This window comes from Streptomyces sp. NBC_00873, from assembly GCF_045207415.1.
Taxonomy (GTDB): Bacteria; Actinomycetota; Actinomycetes; order Streptomycetales; family Streptomycetaceae; genus Streptomyces.
This window is the reverse complement of sequence record NZ_CP108803.1, coordinates 4,094,003-4,108,237: the sequence shown is the minus strand read 5'-3', so window position 1 is coordinate 4,108,237 and position 14,235 is coordinate 4,094,003. Positions and strand designations below refer to the sequence as shown.

Sequence of the window (14,235 nt, the reverse complement as noted above, 5' to 3'; positions counted from 1 at the left end):
GGTCCGCTGACATGCTCCTGGGCAAACAGCCACGCCCCGAGGGGAGCGCACCGTGTCCGACGCCGCAGCCGTGCTCGACGATCTGCGCAACGAGAGCGACGAACTCGACCGGCTGGTCGCAGAGTTGAGTGCCGGGCAGTGGGCCGGGCCGACCCCCGCCGAACGCTGGACCGTCGCCCACCAGATCGCCCATCTGACCTGGACCGACGAGGTCGCCCTGCTCGCCGTCACCGATCCGGACGCCTTCGCGGTGGAGGTGGCCAAGGCCCGGGCGGCCCCCGACAGCTTTGTCGATCAGGCTGCCGAGGAGATCGTTGCCGCGGAGCCGACCGCGCTGCTCGCGCGCTGGCGCGACGGGCGTGAACGGCTCGGGCGCGCCCTGCGCGACGCCCCGCCCGGCACCCGCATCCCGTGGTACGGGCCGCCCATGAGTGTCGCGTCCATGGCGACCGCGCGGCTCATGGAGACCTGGGCGCATGGGCAGGACATCGCCGACGCCCTCGGCGCCGTACGTGGTCCGACCGCCCGGCTGAGGCACGTCGCCCGAATCGGGGTGCGGGCCCGTGACTACGCGTTCCTCGCACGAGGGATCAAGCCGCCCGGTGAGGAGTTCCGGGTCGAACTGACGGCACCCGGAGGTGAGTTGATTTCCTACGGACCCGAGGGCGCCGCGCAGCGCGTCACCGGACCGCTGTACGACTTCTGCCTGCTCGTCACCCAGCGCGCCCACCGGCTCGACCTGGCCGTGCGCGCCGTCGGGGCCGACGCCGACCAGTGGCTCGACATCGCACAGGCCTTCGCCGGGCCGCCCGGTCCCGGCCGCGCACCCGAGGGCGGTGCACGGTGACCGCCGCGCCGCTGCGGATCGGGAACGCCTCCGGCTTCTACGGCGACCGCTTCGACGCCGTGCGCGAGATGCTCACCGGCGGCCCCCTCTCCGTCCTCACCGGCGACTATCTCGCCGAACTGACCATGCTCATCCTCGGGCGGAGCAGGCTGGGGGACCCGAACCGCGGGTACGCCACCACCTTCCTGCGCCAGCTCGAAGAGGGTCTCGGGCTCGCGCACGAGCGCGGGGTGAAGATCGTCGCCAACGCCGGAGGGCTCAACCCGGCCGGACTGGCCGAAGCGGTCCGGGAGTTGGCGGAGAAGGTGGGCGTGCCGGTGCGCGTCGCGCATGTCGAGGGCGACAGCCTGCCCGTCCCCGACGGGTTCCTCACCGCCAACGCGTACCTCGGGGGCGCGGGCATCGCCGCCTGCCTGCGCGCCGGGGCCGATGTCGTCGTCACCGGCCGGGTCACCGACGCCGCCCTCGTCACGGGACCCGCCGCCGCCCACTTCGGCTGGGAACCCGGCGACCACGACGCGCTCGCCGGTGCCCTCGTCGCCGGGCATGTGCTGGAGTGCGGCACCCAGGCGACCGGCGGGAACTACTCCTTCTTCCGCGGCCACGACGTCCGCCGGCCCGGCTTCCCGCTCGCCGAGATCCACGCCGACGGGACGTCCGTCATCACCAAGCACGAGGGCACGGGCGGCGTCGTCGACGTCGGGACCGTCACCGCCCAGCTGCTGTACGAGACCGGAGGCGCCCGGTACGCCGGACCGGACGTGACCGCCCGGCTCGACACCGTACGGCTGACGCAGGACGGACCGGACCGCGTACGGATCTCCGGAGTGCGCGGCGAGGCTCCGCCGCCCACGCTCAAGGTCGGGCTCAACCGGCTCGGCGGCTGGCGCAACGAGGTCGTCTTCGTGCTCACCGGACTCGACATCGAGGCCAAGGCGCAGCTGGTGCAGGACCAGTTCGCGGAGGCGCTCACCCGGACCCGTACGGAACCCGACGAGGTGCGGTGGGAGCTGGCCCGTACCGACAGGGCCGACGCCGACACCGAGGAGACCGCCGGCGCCCTGCTCCGGCTCGTCGTCCGCGACCAGGAGCCGGAGGCGGTCGGACGCACCGTCTCCGGGGCCGCGATCGAGTTGGCCCTCGGCAGCTACCCGGGCTTCCACGTCACCGCCCCGCCCGGCAAGGGCGCGCCCTACGGGGTGTTCGAGGCGAGGTACGTACCGGCGGGAGAGGTCGACCACGTCGCCGTACTTCCGGACGGGCGGCGGGAGGACATGGCAGCACCGGTACACGTGAGGGAACTTGAGGGTGTGGACGAGCCCGCCCTGCCCGAGCCGCTGCCCACCGGAATCACCCGGCTCGCCCCCCTCGGCCGCATCGCCGGCGCCCGCAGCGGCGACAAGGGCGGGGACGCCAACGTCGGCGTCTGGGTCCGTACCGACGACGCCTGGCGCTGGCTCGCGCATGAGCTCGCCGTCGAACGGTTCCAGGAACTGCTCCCGGAGACTGCCGAGTTGACCGTCGTGCGGCACGTCCTGCCGAACCTCCGTGCGCTGAACTTCGTCGTCCACGGCCTCCTCGGCGAAGGCGTCGCCGCGCAGGCCCGCTTCGACCCGCAGGCCAAGGCGGTGGGGGAGTGGCTGCGGTCCCGGCACCTCCCTGTCCCCGTGACCCTGCTCGAATCCACCGACGCACCGGAGGCGCACGCATGACCGTTCTGGCCAGCGGGCTCGACACCGTAAGCCCCGAATACACCGCCAACCGCGCCGCCATGCTGACCAAGATCGCCGAGCTCGACACCGAGCACGCCAAGGCCCTCGCGGGCGGCGGCGAGAAGTACGTCGAGCGGCACCGGGGACGCGGCAAGCTGCTCGCCCGGGAACGGATCGAGCTGCTCGTCGACCCCGACACACCCTTCTTGGAACTGTCGCCGCTCGCCGCCTGGGGCAGCGAGTACGCGGTGGGCGCCTCGCTCGTCACCGGCATCGGCGTCGTCGAGGGCGTGGAGTGCCTGATCACCGCCAACGACCCGACCGTACGCGGTGGCGCCTCCAACCCCTGGACGCTGAAGAAGGCCCTGCGCGCCAACGAGATCGCCTTCGCCAACCGGCTCCCGTGCATCAGTCTCGTCGAGTCGGGCGGGGCGGACCTGCCGTCCCAGAAGGAGATCTTCATTCCCGGCGGCGCACTGTTCCGCGACCTCACCCGGCTCTCCGCCGCCGGAATCCCGACCGTCGCGGTCGTCTTCGGGAACTCGACCGCGGGCGGGGCGTACGTCCCCGGCATGTCCGACCACACCGTCATGATCAAGGAGCAGTCGAAGGTCTTCCTCGGCGGACCGCCGCTCGTGAAGATGGCGACCGGCGAGGAGAGCGACGACGAGTCCCTCGGCGGCGCCGACATGCACGCCCGCACCTCCGGGCTCGCCGACCATTTCGCCGTCGACGAGCACGACGCGCTCCGTCAGGCGCGACGGATCGTCGCCCGGTTCAACTGGCGCAAGGCACACGCCGATCCGGGCCCCGCCGAACCGCCGAAGTGCGACGAGGAGGAGCTCCTCGGCATCGTGCCCGGCGATCTGAAGGTCCCGTTCGATCCGCGCGAGGTCATCGCCCGGCTCGTCGACGGCTCGGACTTCGACGCGTTCAAACCGTTGTACGGGACGAGCCTCGTCACCGGCTGGGCCCGGCTGCACGGCTACCCCGTCGGCATCCTCGCCAACGCCCGGGGCGTCCTGTTCAGCGAGGAGTCGCAGAAGGCCGCCCAGTTCATCCAGCTCGCCAACCAGCGCGACATCCCCCTCCTCTTCCTTCACAACACCACCGGCTACATGGTCGGCAAGGAGTACGAACAGGGCGGCATCATCAAGCACGGCGCGATGATGATCAACGCGGTGTCGAACTCCAGGGTCCCGCACCTGTCCGTACTGATGGGCGCGTCGTACGGGGCCGGGCACTACGGCATGTGCGGGCGCGCCTACGACCCGCGCTTCCTCTTCGCCTGGCCGGGCAGCAAATCCGCCGTCATGGGACCGCAGCAGCTCGCGGGCGTGCTGTCCATCGTCGCGCGCGCCTCCGCCGCCGCGAAGGGACGGCGATACGACGACGAGGCCGACGCCGGTCTGCGCGCCATGGTGGAGCAGCAGATCGAGTCCGAGTCGCTGCCGATGTTCCTCTCCGGGCGGCTGTACGACGACGGGGTCATCGACCCGCGCGACACCAGGACCGTCCTCGGGATCTGCCTGTCCGCGATCCACACCGCCCCGGTCGAAGGCGCCCGCGGCGGCTTCGGCATCTTCCGGATGTGAGGACGACCATGATCAGCACCCTGCTCGTCGCCAATCGGGGCGAGATCGCCTGCCGGATCTTCCGCACCTGCCGCGCCCTGGGCATCGCCACCGTCGCCGTGTACTCGGACGCCGACGCCGACGCACTGCACGTGAGGGAGGCCGACACCGCCGTACGGCTGCCGGGGGCCGCCCCCGCCGACACGTATCTGCGCGGCGATCTCGTCGTACGTGCCGCGCTCGCCGCGGGCGCAGACGCCGTGCACCCCGGCTACGGGTTCCTCTCCGAGAACGCCGGGTTCGCCCAGGCCGTGCAGGACGCCGGGCTCCTCTGGGTCGGGCCACCGGCCAAGGCCATCGAGATGATGGCGTCCAAGACGCGCGCCAAGGAGCTGATGGCCGCCGCCGAAGTGCCGCTGCTCGCCCCCGTCGACCCGGCGAGGGCGACCGTGGACGATCTGCCGCTGCTGCTGAAGGCCGCGGCCGGTGGCGGCGGGCGCGGGATGCGGGTCGTACGGGAACTGAGCGCCCTGCCGGGCGAGATGGCGGCTGCCACGGCCGAGGCGGCGAACGCCTTCGGGGACGGGGAAGTCTTCGCCGAGCCGTACGTCGAACGCGGCCGGCACGTCGAGGTCCAGATCATGGCCGACGAGCACGGCACCGTATGGGCGCTCGGCACCCGCGACTGCTCGCTCCAGCGCCGCCACCAGAAGGTCATCGAGGAAGCACCCGCACCCGGCGTCGACGAGGCGCTGCGCACCCGGCTGCACGACGCGGCGACCGCCGCCGCCCGAGCCGTCGGCTACCGCGGCGCGGGCACCGTCGAGTTCCTCGTCACCGCCGACGGGCGCCCCTGCTTCCTGGAGATGAACACCCGCCTCCAGGTCGAACACCCCGTCACCGAAGCCGTCTTCGGCCTCGACCTCGTCGCCCTGCAGCTCTCCGTCGCCGAAGGCGAACCCCTCCCGTCCCCCACGCCCCCCACCCCGCACGGGCACGCCGTCGAGGCCCGGCTCTACGCCGAGGACCCCGCCCGCGACTGGCAGCCCCGGACCGGGCCGCTGCACACCCTCGACGTACCGGACGAACCCGGACTGCGCCTGGACACCGGGTACACCGGCGGCGACACCATCGGCGTGCACTACGACCCGATGCTCGCCAAGGTCATCGCCCACGCCCCCACTCGCACCCAGGCCGTACGGCTCCTCGCCCGCGCCCTGGAACGCACCCGCATCCACGGACCGGTCACCAACCGCGACCTGCTCGTACGGTCCTTGCGCCACCCCGACTTCACCGGCGCCCGCCTCGACACCGGCTTCTACGAACGCCACCTGGACGCCCTCACCCGCACTCCGGGCGACGACGCGGACCAGCACCTCGCGGCCCTCGCCGCAGCCACGGCCCTCGCCGCAGCCGCCGCACACGCCGCCCGGCATCCGGGTACCGCCGGCACAGCCCGCTTCGGCGGCTGGCGCAACCTCCCCTCCCGGCCCCAGACCAGGCGCTACCGCAGCGAACCCGACGGCGCCGAGCACGAGATCGCCTACCGCACCACCCGCAGCGGCGCGATCGACGCCCCAGGCGCCAGGATCCTCACCGCCACTCCCGACCACGTCACCGTCGAGACGGACGACGGCGTCACCCACCGCTTCCGCCTCGCCGCCCACCACGACCGGGTGTACGTGGACGGCGCCACCGGCTCGTACACCTTCACCGCCCTGCCCCGCTTCACCGACCCCACCGACCGCACCGAACCGGGCTCCCTGCTCGCCCCCATGCCCGGCACCGTCGTCCGGCTCGCGGACGGACTCGTGGCGGGCGCGGCGGTCGAGGCGGGGCAGCCACTGATCTGGCTGGAGGCGATGAAGATGGAACACCGCATTCACGCCCCCGCCTCCGGCACCCTCACCGCACTGCACGCCGCACCCGGCCTCCAGGTGGAGGTCGGCGCTCTGCTCGCCGTCGTACAGGAGGAACCGACCCCATGAGTACCGTCCTCGAAACCGAAGAGCAGCAAGCCCTGCGCGCCGCCGTCGCCGCACTCGGAAAGCGGTACGGGCGCGACTACATGACGTCCGTCGTGCGCGACGGAGCCCACCCCCGCGAACTGTGGACCGAAGCGGCCAAGCTCGGCTACCTCGGGGTGAACCTCCCGGAGGAGTACGGCGGTGGTGGCAGCGGCATGGCCGAACTCTCCATCGTACTGGAGGAATTGGGGGCGGCGGGCAGTCCGCTGCTGATGATGGTCGTCTCCCCGGCGATCTGCGGCACCGTCATCGCCCGCTTCGGCACCGGCACCCAGAAGCAGCAATGGCTCCCGGGCCTCGCGGACGGCTCCCTCACCATGGCCTTCGGCATCACCGAACCCGACGCCGGATCCAACTCCCACCGCATCACCACCACCGCCCGCCGCGACGGCGAGGACTGGCTGCTCACCGGGCGGAAGGTCTTCGTCTCCGGCGTCGACATCGCCGACGCCACCCTCATCGTCGGCCGCACCGAGGACGCCAGGACGGGGAAGCTCAAGCCCTGTCTCTTCATCGTCCCGCGCGACGCCCCCGGCTTCCGGCGCTCGCAGATCGACATGGAACTCCAGGCGCCGGAGAAGCAGTTCGAGCTCGTCCTCGACGACGTGCGGCTGCCCGCCGACGCCCTCGTCGGAGGGGGTACCTCCCGCTCGAGCGAAGCCGAGAGTGGGGGAGAGGACGCGGGTCTGCTCCAGCTCTTCGCCGGACTGAACCCCGAACGCATCATGACCGCCGCGTTCGCTCTCGGCATGGGGCGGTACGCGCTCGGCCGCGCCGTCGAGTACGCGCGGACCCGTCAGGTGTGGAAGGAGCCCATCGGCTCCCACCAGGCCATCGCACACCCCCTCGCCCAGGCGCACATCGAACTCGAACTGGCCCGCCTGATGATGCAGAAGGCCGCCAGGCTGTACGACGAGGGCGACGACATCGGCGCGGGCGAAGCCGCGAACATGGCGAAGTACGCCGCCGCCGAAGCCTGCGTGAAGGCCGTCGACCAGGCCGTGCACACCCTCGGCGGCAACGGCCTCACCCGCGAGTACGGGCTCGCGTCCCTGATCACCGCCGCCCGCGTCGCCCGGATCGCACCCGTCAGCCGGGAAATGATCCTGAACTACGTTTCCCACCAGTCCCTGGGGCTCCCCAAGTCCTACTGACAGGAGGGACCCTGTCCCGCCACCCGCCGTATCGAAGGGACCCGCCATGGTGAACGTGTTCCGCAGCGAGTACACAGATGTCCAGCCGCTCGGCCTGCCCATCCATGATGCGGTCCTCGGAAAGATCCTCCGGCGCGAACTGCGCGACCGGGAGAAGGCCGACGAAAAGGTCAGCGAGAGGGCGGAAGAGGCATGAAACTGGTCCGCACCGGCCACGAGCGCGGGATCGCCACCGTACGGCTGGACTCACCGACGAACCGCAACGCGCTCTCCGCACAGCTCGTCGCCGAACTCCACGAAGCGCTCGCAGCCTACGGCGGGGACGAGACCGTACGCGCCGTCGTCCTCACCCACACCGGCACCACGTTCTGCGCCGGCGCCGACCTCAACGCACCGCCGGAGCCCGAGGCGTTCGTCGCCCTGATGCGGCAGATCGTGACCCTGCCCAAACCGGTCGTGGCCCGCGTCGACGGACATGTCCGGGCCGGCGGACTCGGCCTCCTCGCGGCCTGCGACATCTCGGCCGCCGGACCCGCCTCCACCTTCGCCCTCACCGAGTCCCGGCTCGGCCTCGCCCCCGCCGTGATCTCGATGCCACTGCTGCCCCGCACCGACCCCAGGGCCGCCGCCCGCTACTACCTCACCGGAGAACGGTTCGACGCGACCGAAGCGGCCCGCATCTCCCTCGTCACCATCGCCGCCGAGGACGTCGACAAAGCACTCGTACCCGTACTGGACGGACTGCGCCGGGCCTCACCGCAGGGGCTGGCAGCATCGAAGGAGCTGGTCACAGCTACTGTGCGGGAGAGTTTCGACCAGTACGCCGAAGACCTCATCGCCCGCTCGGCAGCACTCTTCGCCTCCGCCGAGGCACGGGAGGGGATGACAGCCTTCCTCGAACGACGGGACCCCGCATGGGTGTTGTGACGCCCCCCACCGACCGGACCCCCAAGCAGGACCGCAGCCGCGCCACCCGCCAACGGCTGCTCGAAGCCGCGGTCGCTTGCCTCGCCGAACACGGCTGGGCAGGCTCCACGGTCTCCGTCGTCGCCGAACACGCCGGGGTCTCCCGCGGCGCCGCCCAACACCACTTCCCCACCCGCGAGGACCTGTTCACCGCCGCCGTCGAATACGTCGCCGAGCAACGCTCCGCCGCCCTGCGCGCCCTGCCCGTCCAGGGCCGTACGGCCGTCGTCGCCGCCCTCGTCGATCTCTACACCGGCCCGCTCTTCCGCGCCGCCCTCCAGCTCTGGGTCGCCGCTTCCAACGAATCCCAACTCCGCCCCCGTGTCACCGAACTCGAAGCCCGCGTCGGCCGTGAGACCCACCGCATCGCCGTGGAACTCCTCGCCGCCGACGAGACGAAGCCCGGCGCACGCGAAACCGTCCAGGGGCTCCTCGACATGGCCCGCGGCCTCGGGCTGGCCAACGTGCTGACCGATGACACCGCCCGGCGTCAGAGGGTCGTGGCACAGTGGGCGGCACTGGTGGACGACGTACTCGACTGACCTTGGGGGGACCTGTGGGTGACTACTTCCAGACGATTGTCGACCTCGACGCCACCGAGCAGGACGCCACACAACTCGGCGCCGGGCTCCTCGACTGGCTGATCACCGAAGGAATCGTCAGCGCCGGGCGCACCGACTGCGTCCTCGACGGAGACGGCTACGGCAACGCACCTGGTCCGAACTACGCCGAGGCCGTCGACGACCCGGAACCGGTCGAGCTGTGGAGCAACGGCCTCTACGTTGGGACCGGACGCACCGTCTTCGACAGCGGCCAGGGCGACGCGGGAGCGGCCACCTGCCCGCTCTGCGCCACCGAGATCCGCCTCGTCGACGACACCTGGTGCCCCGTCGACAGCGCCTGGGCCCCGCTCGCGGGCCGGCTCGGTGCCTGGGCGAACGGCGGCGAAGGCGTCGTGGAGTGCCCCTTCTGCCGCCGGCCCTCCGGAATCGACCGCTGGAGCTGGGAGGACGACTACTACGCGTGCGGGCAGCTCGGCCTCACCTTCTGGAACTGGGCGGAGCTGACCTACGGCTTCGAACAGGAGGTGCGGCGCCGCCTCGGCGGACACCGCACCGTCACTCTCCGCGGCAAGCTCTAAGAGTCATCCCGTAATGAGATGCCGTCCGACCAGTTCCCGTTCGGGGGTGTCGCCTCTGGGTGGGGCGTTCCCTTCGTGGGCGGCTGTTCCGACGTGGGCCTTGTGCCGCTGGTTCGCGGGTCGGGTCTCATTCGGGGTGGGCCGGTACCGGTCGGTGGTGTTTTGCCGAGCAGAGGCCCGCTGCCGGGGGATTCCCGACGCTTGGGCTGCCGCGTGGGTGCGGCCCGGCCGGAGGCGTGGTGCTCCCGCGCCGTGAGACTCACGCACCGTACGAATGTGCCGGGGAAACTGCCTCAGGCGCTGAACCAGCGACGTGACCACTCGTCAGGGTTCCACGTCGGTTGAGGCGCGAACGACGAGCTGAGGAGGGAACCGTTCGACCCGTTCGGTTCGTTCGCGGCCGGGTGCCTGAAGCAGAGTCAGCGCGCGTTCGGCCATGGCGGACAACGGGTGACGGATGGACGTGATAGGCGGGTCGAGGAGCTCGAGTATCTCGGTGTCGTCGAACCCGGTGACGGCGATCTGCCCGGGTACGGCGACCGATGAACGGTGCAGCGTGCTCACGAGCCCTACGGCGAGGACGTCTGCTCCGCAGACGACCGCGTCTACCTGGTCGTGCTGTTCGATGATGCGGCGCCCCGCCGTCCGCCCGGCGTCGGTGGTGAAGCTGGGCAGGAGGATGGTGGTGGCGTCGGGACCTTGCGCCTCGGTGAAGGCTGCGAGCCGTTCGGCACCCGAGGAGGAGGCCTGATCGGCGGCGATGAGAGCGATCCGGTGCCGCCCGATGCCCTCCAGGTGATCGACGAGAAGCTGGACCGCGGACGCGTTGTCGAGCGTGACGGCGACGGTGCCGGATCCTTTGGCCCATCGGTCGAAGAGGACGACGGGGCGACGCCTGGCGGCATTGTGGATGGCGGGTCCGGACGCGTTGGCTGATACGGGGACGACGAGCAGGCCGTCCACCCGGCCACCGAGCAGGGTGTCGATCTGCTCGGCCTCGATCGCGGTGTCGTTCGCCGCGTCGGAGAGCACGAGCGTGCCGCCGGCGGCACGCACGTGCTGTGCGATGGCATCGGCGAGTTGGACGAAATAGGGGTTGGCGAGCGTGGGGACGACGACGCCGATGGTACCGGTGGTGCCGGTGCGCAGCGCCCGGGCGGAGTGGTTGGGCTGGTAGCCGAGCCGGTGCGCGGCCTCTTCGACGCGGCGCGCGAGCTCGGGATCGACGTTGCGCGGCGTGCTGGCGAGAACACGTGATGCCGTCGCGCGGGAGACGCCCGCGGCCTCGGCCACGTCGAGGAGTCGGGGCGCTGTCACGTAGGTGTCCTTCTCGGTCGGTGGGCGGATGCGCCATGGCGGCGGGGCGATCCTGTACGACGAGGCTACTTGACGGCGCGTAAGCGCTGGTACAGCATGTCGGAAATCGATCTCCCAGGGGGTGTCAATGTCGTCCATCACCGTCGTCGGTTCGGTGAACCGCGACTTCGTCCTGACCGTCAAGGACCTGCCGCACCCCGGCGAGACCGTGCTCGCACGGCACTTCGTGGAGGGGGTTGGTGGCAAGGGTGCCAACCAGGCCGTCGCGGCCGCCCGCCTCGGATCGCGGGTGCGTCTCGTCGCCAGGGTCGGCGCGGACGCGGCCACCATCCTCGACGCGCTCGCGTCCGAAGGCGTGGACGTCGATGCCGTGCGGTCGGACGAGCGGGCCACGACCGGAATCGCCGCGGTGGTCGTCGACAACGCCGGCGAGAACACCATCGTCGTGAATCCGGGGGCCAACGCCGACCTCGGTGTCCAGGACCTGCCGTCCCGGCTCGTCCGGTCGACGGGAGAGGTCGTCGTCATCCAGAACGAGATCGCACCCGACGTGGTCGACCTAGCGGTCCTGCGGGCCCGCGAACAGGGAGGGGTCGTCGTCTTCAACCCCGCCCCCGCTCGCCCGATCGGCACGCGGGTACTGGCCGCCGTCGACGTCCTCGTCCCCAACCTCGGCGAACTCGCCTCACTTCTCGGCACCGACCGGCCCGCCACCGTCGATGACGCGCGAGGCCTGCTGGAGCGCGCCGCGCTCCCGTGCCGGGCCGTCGTGGTCACACTCGGGGCGGACGGCGCCATCCTGAAGGAGGCGCACAGCGCAAACACCACACACATCCCCGCGCCGTTCGTGGACGCCGTCGACACCGTGGGTGCCGGCGACACCTTCTGCGGTGCCCTCGCGGACGCCCTCGGACGCGGCACCGACCTTCCAGCCGCAGTCGAACGCGCCGTGCACGCGGCGTCGCACGCCGTCACCGGCCTCGGCGCACAGACCTCCATGCCCTATGCGGCCCAACTCGACGTACCCGCAGTCACCTCAGCTTCCTGACACCCCGCGGGTCACCCACCAGCACTACGGAGAACCACCCATGAGGAACCTCAAGCTCGGCGTGTTCGACAACGCGCAGACCAATGCGAGTGGCACGGCCACTTGGCGTCACCCCGACAGCCGACGGCATCTTTTCGACACTCTCGAGTACTGGCGCGATCTCGCCGCGATCTGCGAGGACGCCAAGCTGGACTTCCTGTTCCTCGCCGACGCCTGGGGCTGGTCCGAGATCGACGGCACGCGCCCGCCCATCGCCACGGAGGAGACCCTCGACCTCCCGCGGCTCGACCCGATAGTCGTGGCGTCCGCGCTTCTGTCCACGACGACCAACCTGGGTCTCGTCATGACAGGTTCCGTCCTCGTGGAACCGCCGTACGCGTTCGCGCGCCGCATCGCCACGCTCGACCAGCTCTCCGGTGGCCGGATCGGCTGGAACATCGTGACGACCGGCACGGCCGACACCGCGGTCAAGGCGTTCGGCATGGAGATGGTGGCGCACGACGACCGCTATCGGATGGCCGAGGACTTCCTCGACCTCGTCTACAAGTACTGGGAGGGGGCCTGGGAGCCGGACGCGCTGGAGAAGGACAAGGACGGAAGGTTCGCCGACCCGGCCAAGGTGCACCTCGTCACCCACAAGGGCCCGTTCTTCCGCTCGGAGGGGTACGGCAATACCGCGCGTTCTCCGCAGGGCACGCCCGTGCTGTTCCAGGCAGGGGCATCACCCGCCGGTCGCCGGGTCGGCGGCCGGCACGGCGAATGCATGTTCGTGGGGAGCGGCTCGGTCGAGCAGCTCGCCGGGCACACCGCCTCCATCCGTGAGGAGGCGGTCAAGGCGGGTCGTCGAGCCGACGACGTGAAGGTGATGTCGGCGTTCTCGTGTGTCGTCGGTGCGACGACGTCCGATGCGGAGCGGCGCTATCAGCGGATCCTCGACGCTCAGCGGCCCGAGGTGACCGTCGCCAGCTATTCCATGTTCACCGGGCTCGACCTTTCGTCCTACGCGCCCGAGACGCCCATGGCGGATCTCTCCACCGAGCTGTCGCAGACCCAGGTGGCCCGCTTCGCCGGCAAGACGGTCGGCGACGTCCTCGCCGACTGGCACACCCACGGCGTCGGAGCGCGGCCCGTCGTCGGCACGGCCGAGGAGATCGCCGACGAGATCTGCGCGCTCGCGGAAGGCGCCGACCTCGACGGATTCCTGCTGTCTCCGACGATCCAGCCGACCTCGACGACGGACTTCGTCGAGTCGGTCCTGCCGGTCCTACGGGCACGCGGAGTCTTCCGCGGGGAGTACACGGAGGGCGAGAGCCTGCGCGAACGACTCACCGGAGCATCCGACCGCGCGCTGCCGGCCAGCCACCCCGCGGCACAGTACAGGCACTGAAAACAGAACTCGCGACGAGAGGATGTCGAAGACCATGGCTACGTCTGTCCACAAACCGCCCGGGGCGTCCGCACCGGCGGAGCTGGACGCGGCGACGCTGCGACAGGCGTTCGGGGCCTTCCCGACCGGTGTCGTCGCGATAAGCGCACTGCGCGGGAACGAACCGGTCGGGTTCGCGGCCAGCTCGTTCGTCTCGATCTCGCTCCAACCGCCCATGGTCGCGGTCAGCGTGGCCCGCACCTCGACCACCTGGCCGCGCCTCGCGGGGGCACCCGTTCTGGGCCTGAGTGTGCTCAGCCGCGGTCAGGGTGCGCTGTGCCGGCGTCTGGCGTCCCGGGAGATCAACCGCTTCGACGGCGTCGCGTGGAAGGCGACGCCCGAGGGTGCCGTCGTGATCGAGGACGCCGCGCTCTGGCTGACGGCTCGGGTGAGCGCGACCTACGACGGCGGCGATCACGAGATCGTGCTCATGGAGTTGATGACGGCTGAGCTGTTCTCCCGCGTGGAGCCACTCGTTTTCCACACCAGCCAGTTCCGCGAGCTCATCCCCCATGCGTGACACCCTGACCGTCCACGCGCACCTCACGGGTGCGGTGGTGCACGGTGCCGGTCGGGGCCGTGGGCTCGGGTTCCCCACCGCGAACGTCGCGGCCGATCCCGACTCGCGGGTGCCACCGTCTGCGATCTACAGCGGCTGGGTCGTACGCCACTCGACCGGCGCCGTCCACCGTGGAACGATCAGTATCGGGTCGAACCCGACCTTCTGCGACACGGCGGATGTACACGTCGAGGTGTACTGCCACGACACGTCGGACGAGTTCTATGGAGAGCGCGTCGGACTGTGGTTCGTGGCACGGATTCGAGACACGGTGAAGTTCGCGTCGCCCGACGACCTGGTGCGCGCCGCCCGGCAGGACGTCCTTCGGTCCGAGGCGCTACTCGCCTCGGACTGCGGGCGGCGCGTCCTCACCGACGCGCTCGCCGCGTACGGGAGAACCGTCTCCGCCTGAGGTATCACTCCGCACGGACTCGGCGCGCACTGTCGAACTCCATGCGTCATGA

Annotated in this window: 14 protein-coding genes; 13 read left to right on the top strand and 1 reads right to left on the bottom strand. The window is 71.0% G+C overall.

The features are described 5' to 3' along the window. Positions 1-52 precede the first annotated feature (52 nt). The 9 genes from OH809_RS18665 to OH809_RS18625 are packed head-to-tail and all read left to right on the top strand — an operon-like array spanning position 53 to position 9,421. The gene (locus tag OH809_RS18665; RefSeq protein WP_406515360.1) at positions 53-847 is read left to right on the top strand and encodes a TIGR03084 family metal-binding protein; all 795 of its coding nucleotides are present in this window, start codon (positions 53-55) and stop codon (positions 845-847) included. Beyond that, positions 844-2,559: an acyclic terpene utilization AtuA family protein gene (locus OH809_RS18660; RefSeq protein ID WP_406515359.1), complete on the top strand. Its 1,716-nt coding sequence runs from the start codon at positions 844-846 to the stop codon at positions 2,557-2,559. The genes OH809_RS18665 and OH809_RS18660 overlap by 4 nt, the downstream gene beginning before the upstream one ends. Next, positions 2,556-4,154: an acyl-CoA carboxylase subunit beta gene (locus OH809_RS18655; protein WP_406515358.1), complete on the top strand. Its 1,599-nt coding sequence runs from the start codon at positions 2,556-2,558 to the stop codon at positions 4,152-4,154. Before OH809_RS18660 ends, OH809_RS18655 begins: the two co-directional genes overlap by 4 nt. A gap of 8 nt (positions 4,155-4,162) precedes the next feature. Continuing rightward, a complete protein-coding gene (locus OH809_RS18650) occupies positions 4,163-6,121 on the top strand; it encodes an acetyl/propionyl/methylcrotonyl-CoA carboxylase subunit alpha (RefSeq protein WP_406515357.1) in 1,959 nt (652 codons plus the stop codon). After that, the gene (locus OH809_RS18645; RefSeq protein ID WP_406421344.1) at positions 6,118-7,314 is read left to right on the top strand and encodes an acyl-CoA dehydrogenase family protein; all 1,197 of its coding nucleotides are present in this window, start codon (positions 6,118-6,120) and stop codon (positions 7,312-7,314) included. Before OH809_RS18650 ends, OH809_RS18645 begins: the two co-directional genes overlap by 4 nt. Before the next feature lie 46 nt (positions 7,315-7,360). Continuing rightward, complete coding sequence (locus OH809_RS18640; protein WP_406515356.1) at positions 7,361-7,510, top strand: hypothetical protein; 150 nt, start codon at positions 7,361-7,363, stop codon at positions 7,508-7,510. Then, positions 7,507-8,241: an enoyl-CoA hydratase family protein gene (locus OH809_RS18635; protein WP_406515355.1), complete on the top strand. Its 735-nt coding sequence runs from the start codon at positions 7,507-7,509 to the stop codon at positions 8,239-8,241. Before OH809_RS18640 ends, OH809_RS18635 begins: the two co-directional genes overlap by 4 nt. Beyond that, positions 8,229-8,822, top strand: a complete 594-nt coding sequence (locus OH809_RS18630) for a TetR/AcrR family transcriptional regulator (protein ID WP_406515354.1) — start codon at positions 8,229-8,231, stop codon at positions 8,820-8,822. Before OH809_RS18635 ends, OH809_RS18630 begins: the two co-directional genes overlap by 13 nt. 14 nt (positions 8,823-8,836) lie before the next feature. Continuing rightward, positions 8,837-9,421, top strand: coding sequence for a hypothetical protein (locus OH809_RS18625; RefSeq protein ID WP_406515353.1), 585 nt, complete (start codon positions 8,837-8,839; stop codon positions 9,419-9,421). 324 nt (positions 9,422-9,745) lie between these two features. Here OH809_RS18625 and OH809_RS18620 read toward each other — a convergent pair whose 3' ends face one another. After that, on the bottom strand, positions 9,746-10,738 hold the full coding sequence (locus OH809_RS18620) for a LacI family DNA-binding transcriptional regulator (RefSeq protein ID WP_406515352.1): 993 nt from the start codon (positions 10,736-10,738) through the stop codon (positions 9,746-9,748). A 127-nt stretch (positions 10,739-10,865) separates the two neighbouring features. Between OH809_RS18620 and OH809_RS18615 the strand changes: the two genes are divergently transcribed. From OH809_RS18615 to OH809_RS18600, 4 genes are read left to right on the top strand one after another with little or no spacing between them, the layout of a single operon-like run. Then, on the top strand, positions 10,866-11,786 hold the full coding sequence (locus OH809_RS18615; RefSeq protein WP_406515351.1) for a ribokinase: 921 nt from the start codon (positions 10,866-10,868) through the stop codon (positions 11,784-11,786). Positions 11,787-11,826: 40 nt separating this feature from the next. After that, positions 11,827-13,173, top strand: a complete 1,347-nt coding sequence (locus tag OH809_RS18610; protein WP_406515350.1) for an NtaA/DmoA family FMN-dependent monooxygenase — start codon at positions 11,827-11,829, stop codon at positions 13,171-13,173. A 34-nt stretch (positions 13,174-13,207) separates the two neighbouring features. Beyond that, on the top strand, positions 13,208-13,732 hold the full coding sequence (locus OH809_RS18605) for a flavin reductase family protein (RefSeq protein ID WP_406421352.1): 525 nt from the start codon (positions 13,208-13,210) through the stop codon (positions 13,730-13,732). Continuing rightward, positions 13,725-14,183: a riboflavin kinase gene (locus OH809_RS18600; protein ID WP_406421353.1), complete on the top strand. Its 459-nt coding sequence runs from the start codon at positions 13,725-13,727 to the stop codon at positions 14,181-14,183. The genes OH809_RS18605 and OH809_RS18600 overlap by 8 nt, the downstream gene beginning before the upstream one ends. Positions 14,184-14,235 lie beyond the last annotated feature (52 nt).

What these genes read in the sequence shown, in the direction of transcription:
- OH809_RS18600 (WP_406421353.1), top strand. Translation starts at nt 13,725, where the DNA reads ATGCGTGACACCCTGACCGTCCACGCGCACCTCACGGGTGCGGTGGTG.
- OH809_RS18645 (WP_406421344.1), top strand. Translation starts at nt 6,118, where the DNA reads ATGAGTACCGTCCTCGAAACCGAAGAGCAGCAAGCCCTGCGCGCCGCC.
- OH809_RS18635 (WP_406515355.1), top strand. Translation starts at nt 7,507, where the DNA reads ATGAAACTGGTCCGCACCGGCCACGAGCGCGGGATCGCCACCGTACGG.
- OH809_RS18630 (WP_406515354.1), top strand. Translation starts at nt 8,229, where the DNA reads ATGGGTGTTGTGACGCCCCCCACCGACCGGACCCCCAAGCAGGACCGC.
- OH809_RS18655 (WP_406515358.1), top strand. Translation starts at nt 2,556, where the DNA reads ATGACCGTTCTGGCCAGCGGGCTCGACACCGTAAGCCCCGAATACACC.
- OH809_RS18650 (WP_406515357.1), top strand. Translation starts at nt 4,163, where the DNA reads ATGATCAGCACCCTGCTCGTCGCCAATCGGGGCGAGATCGCCTGCCGG.
- OH809_RS18640 (WP_406515356.1), top strand. Translation starts at nt 7,361, where the DNA reads ATGGTGAACGTGTTCCGCAGCGAGTACACAGATGTCCAGCCGCTCGGC.
- OH809_RS18610 (WP_406515350.1), top strand. Translation starts at nt 11,827, where the DNA reads ATGAGGAACCTCAAGCTCGGCGTGTTCGACAACGCGCAGACCAATGCG.
- OH809_RS18615 (WP_406515351.1), top strand. Translation starts at nt 10,866, where the DNA reads ATGTCGTCCATCACCGTCGTCGGTTCGGTGAACCGCGACTTCGTCCTG.
- OH809_RS18605 (WP_406421352.1), top strand. Translation starts at nt 13,208, where the DNA reads ATGGCTACGTCTGTCCACAAACCGCCCGGGGCGTCCGCACCGGCGGAG.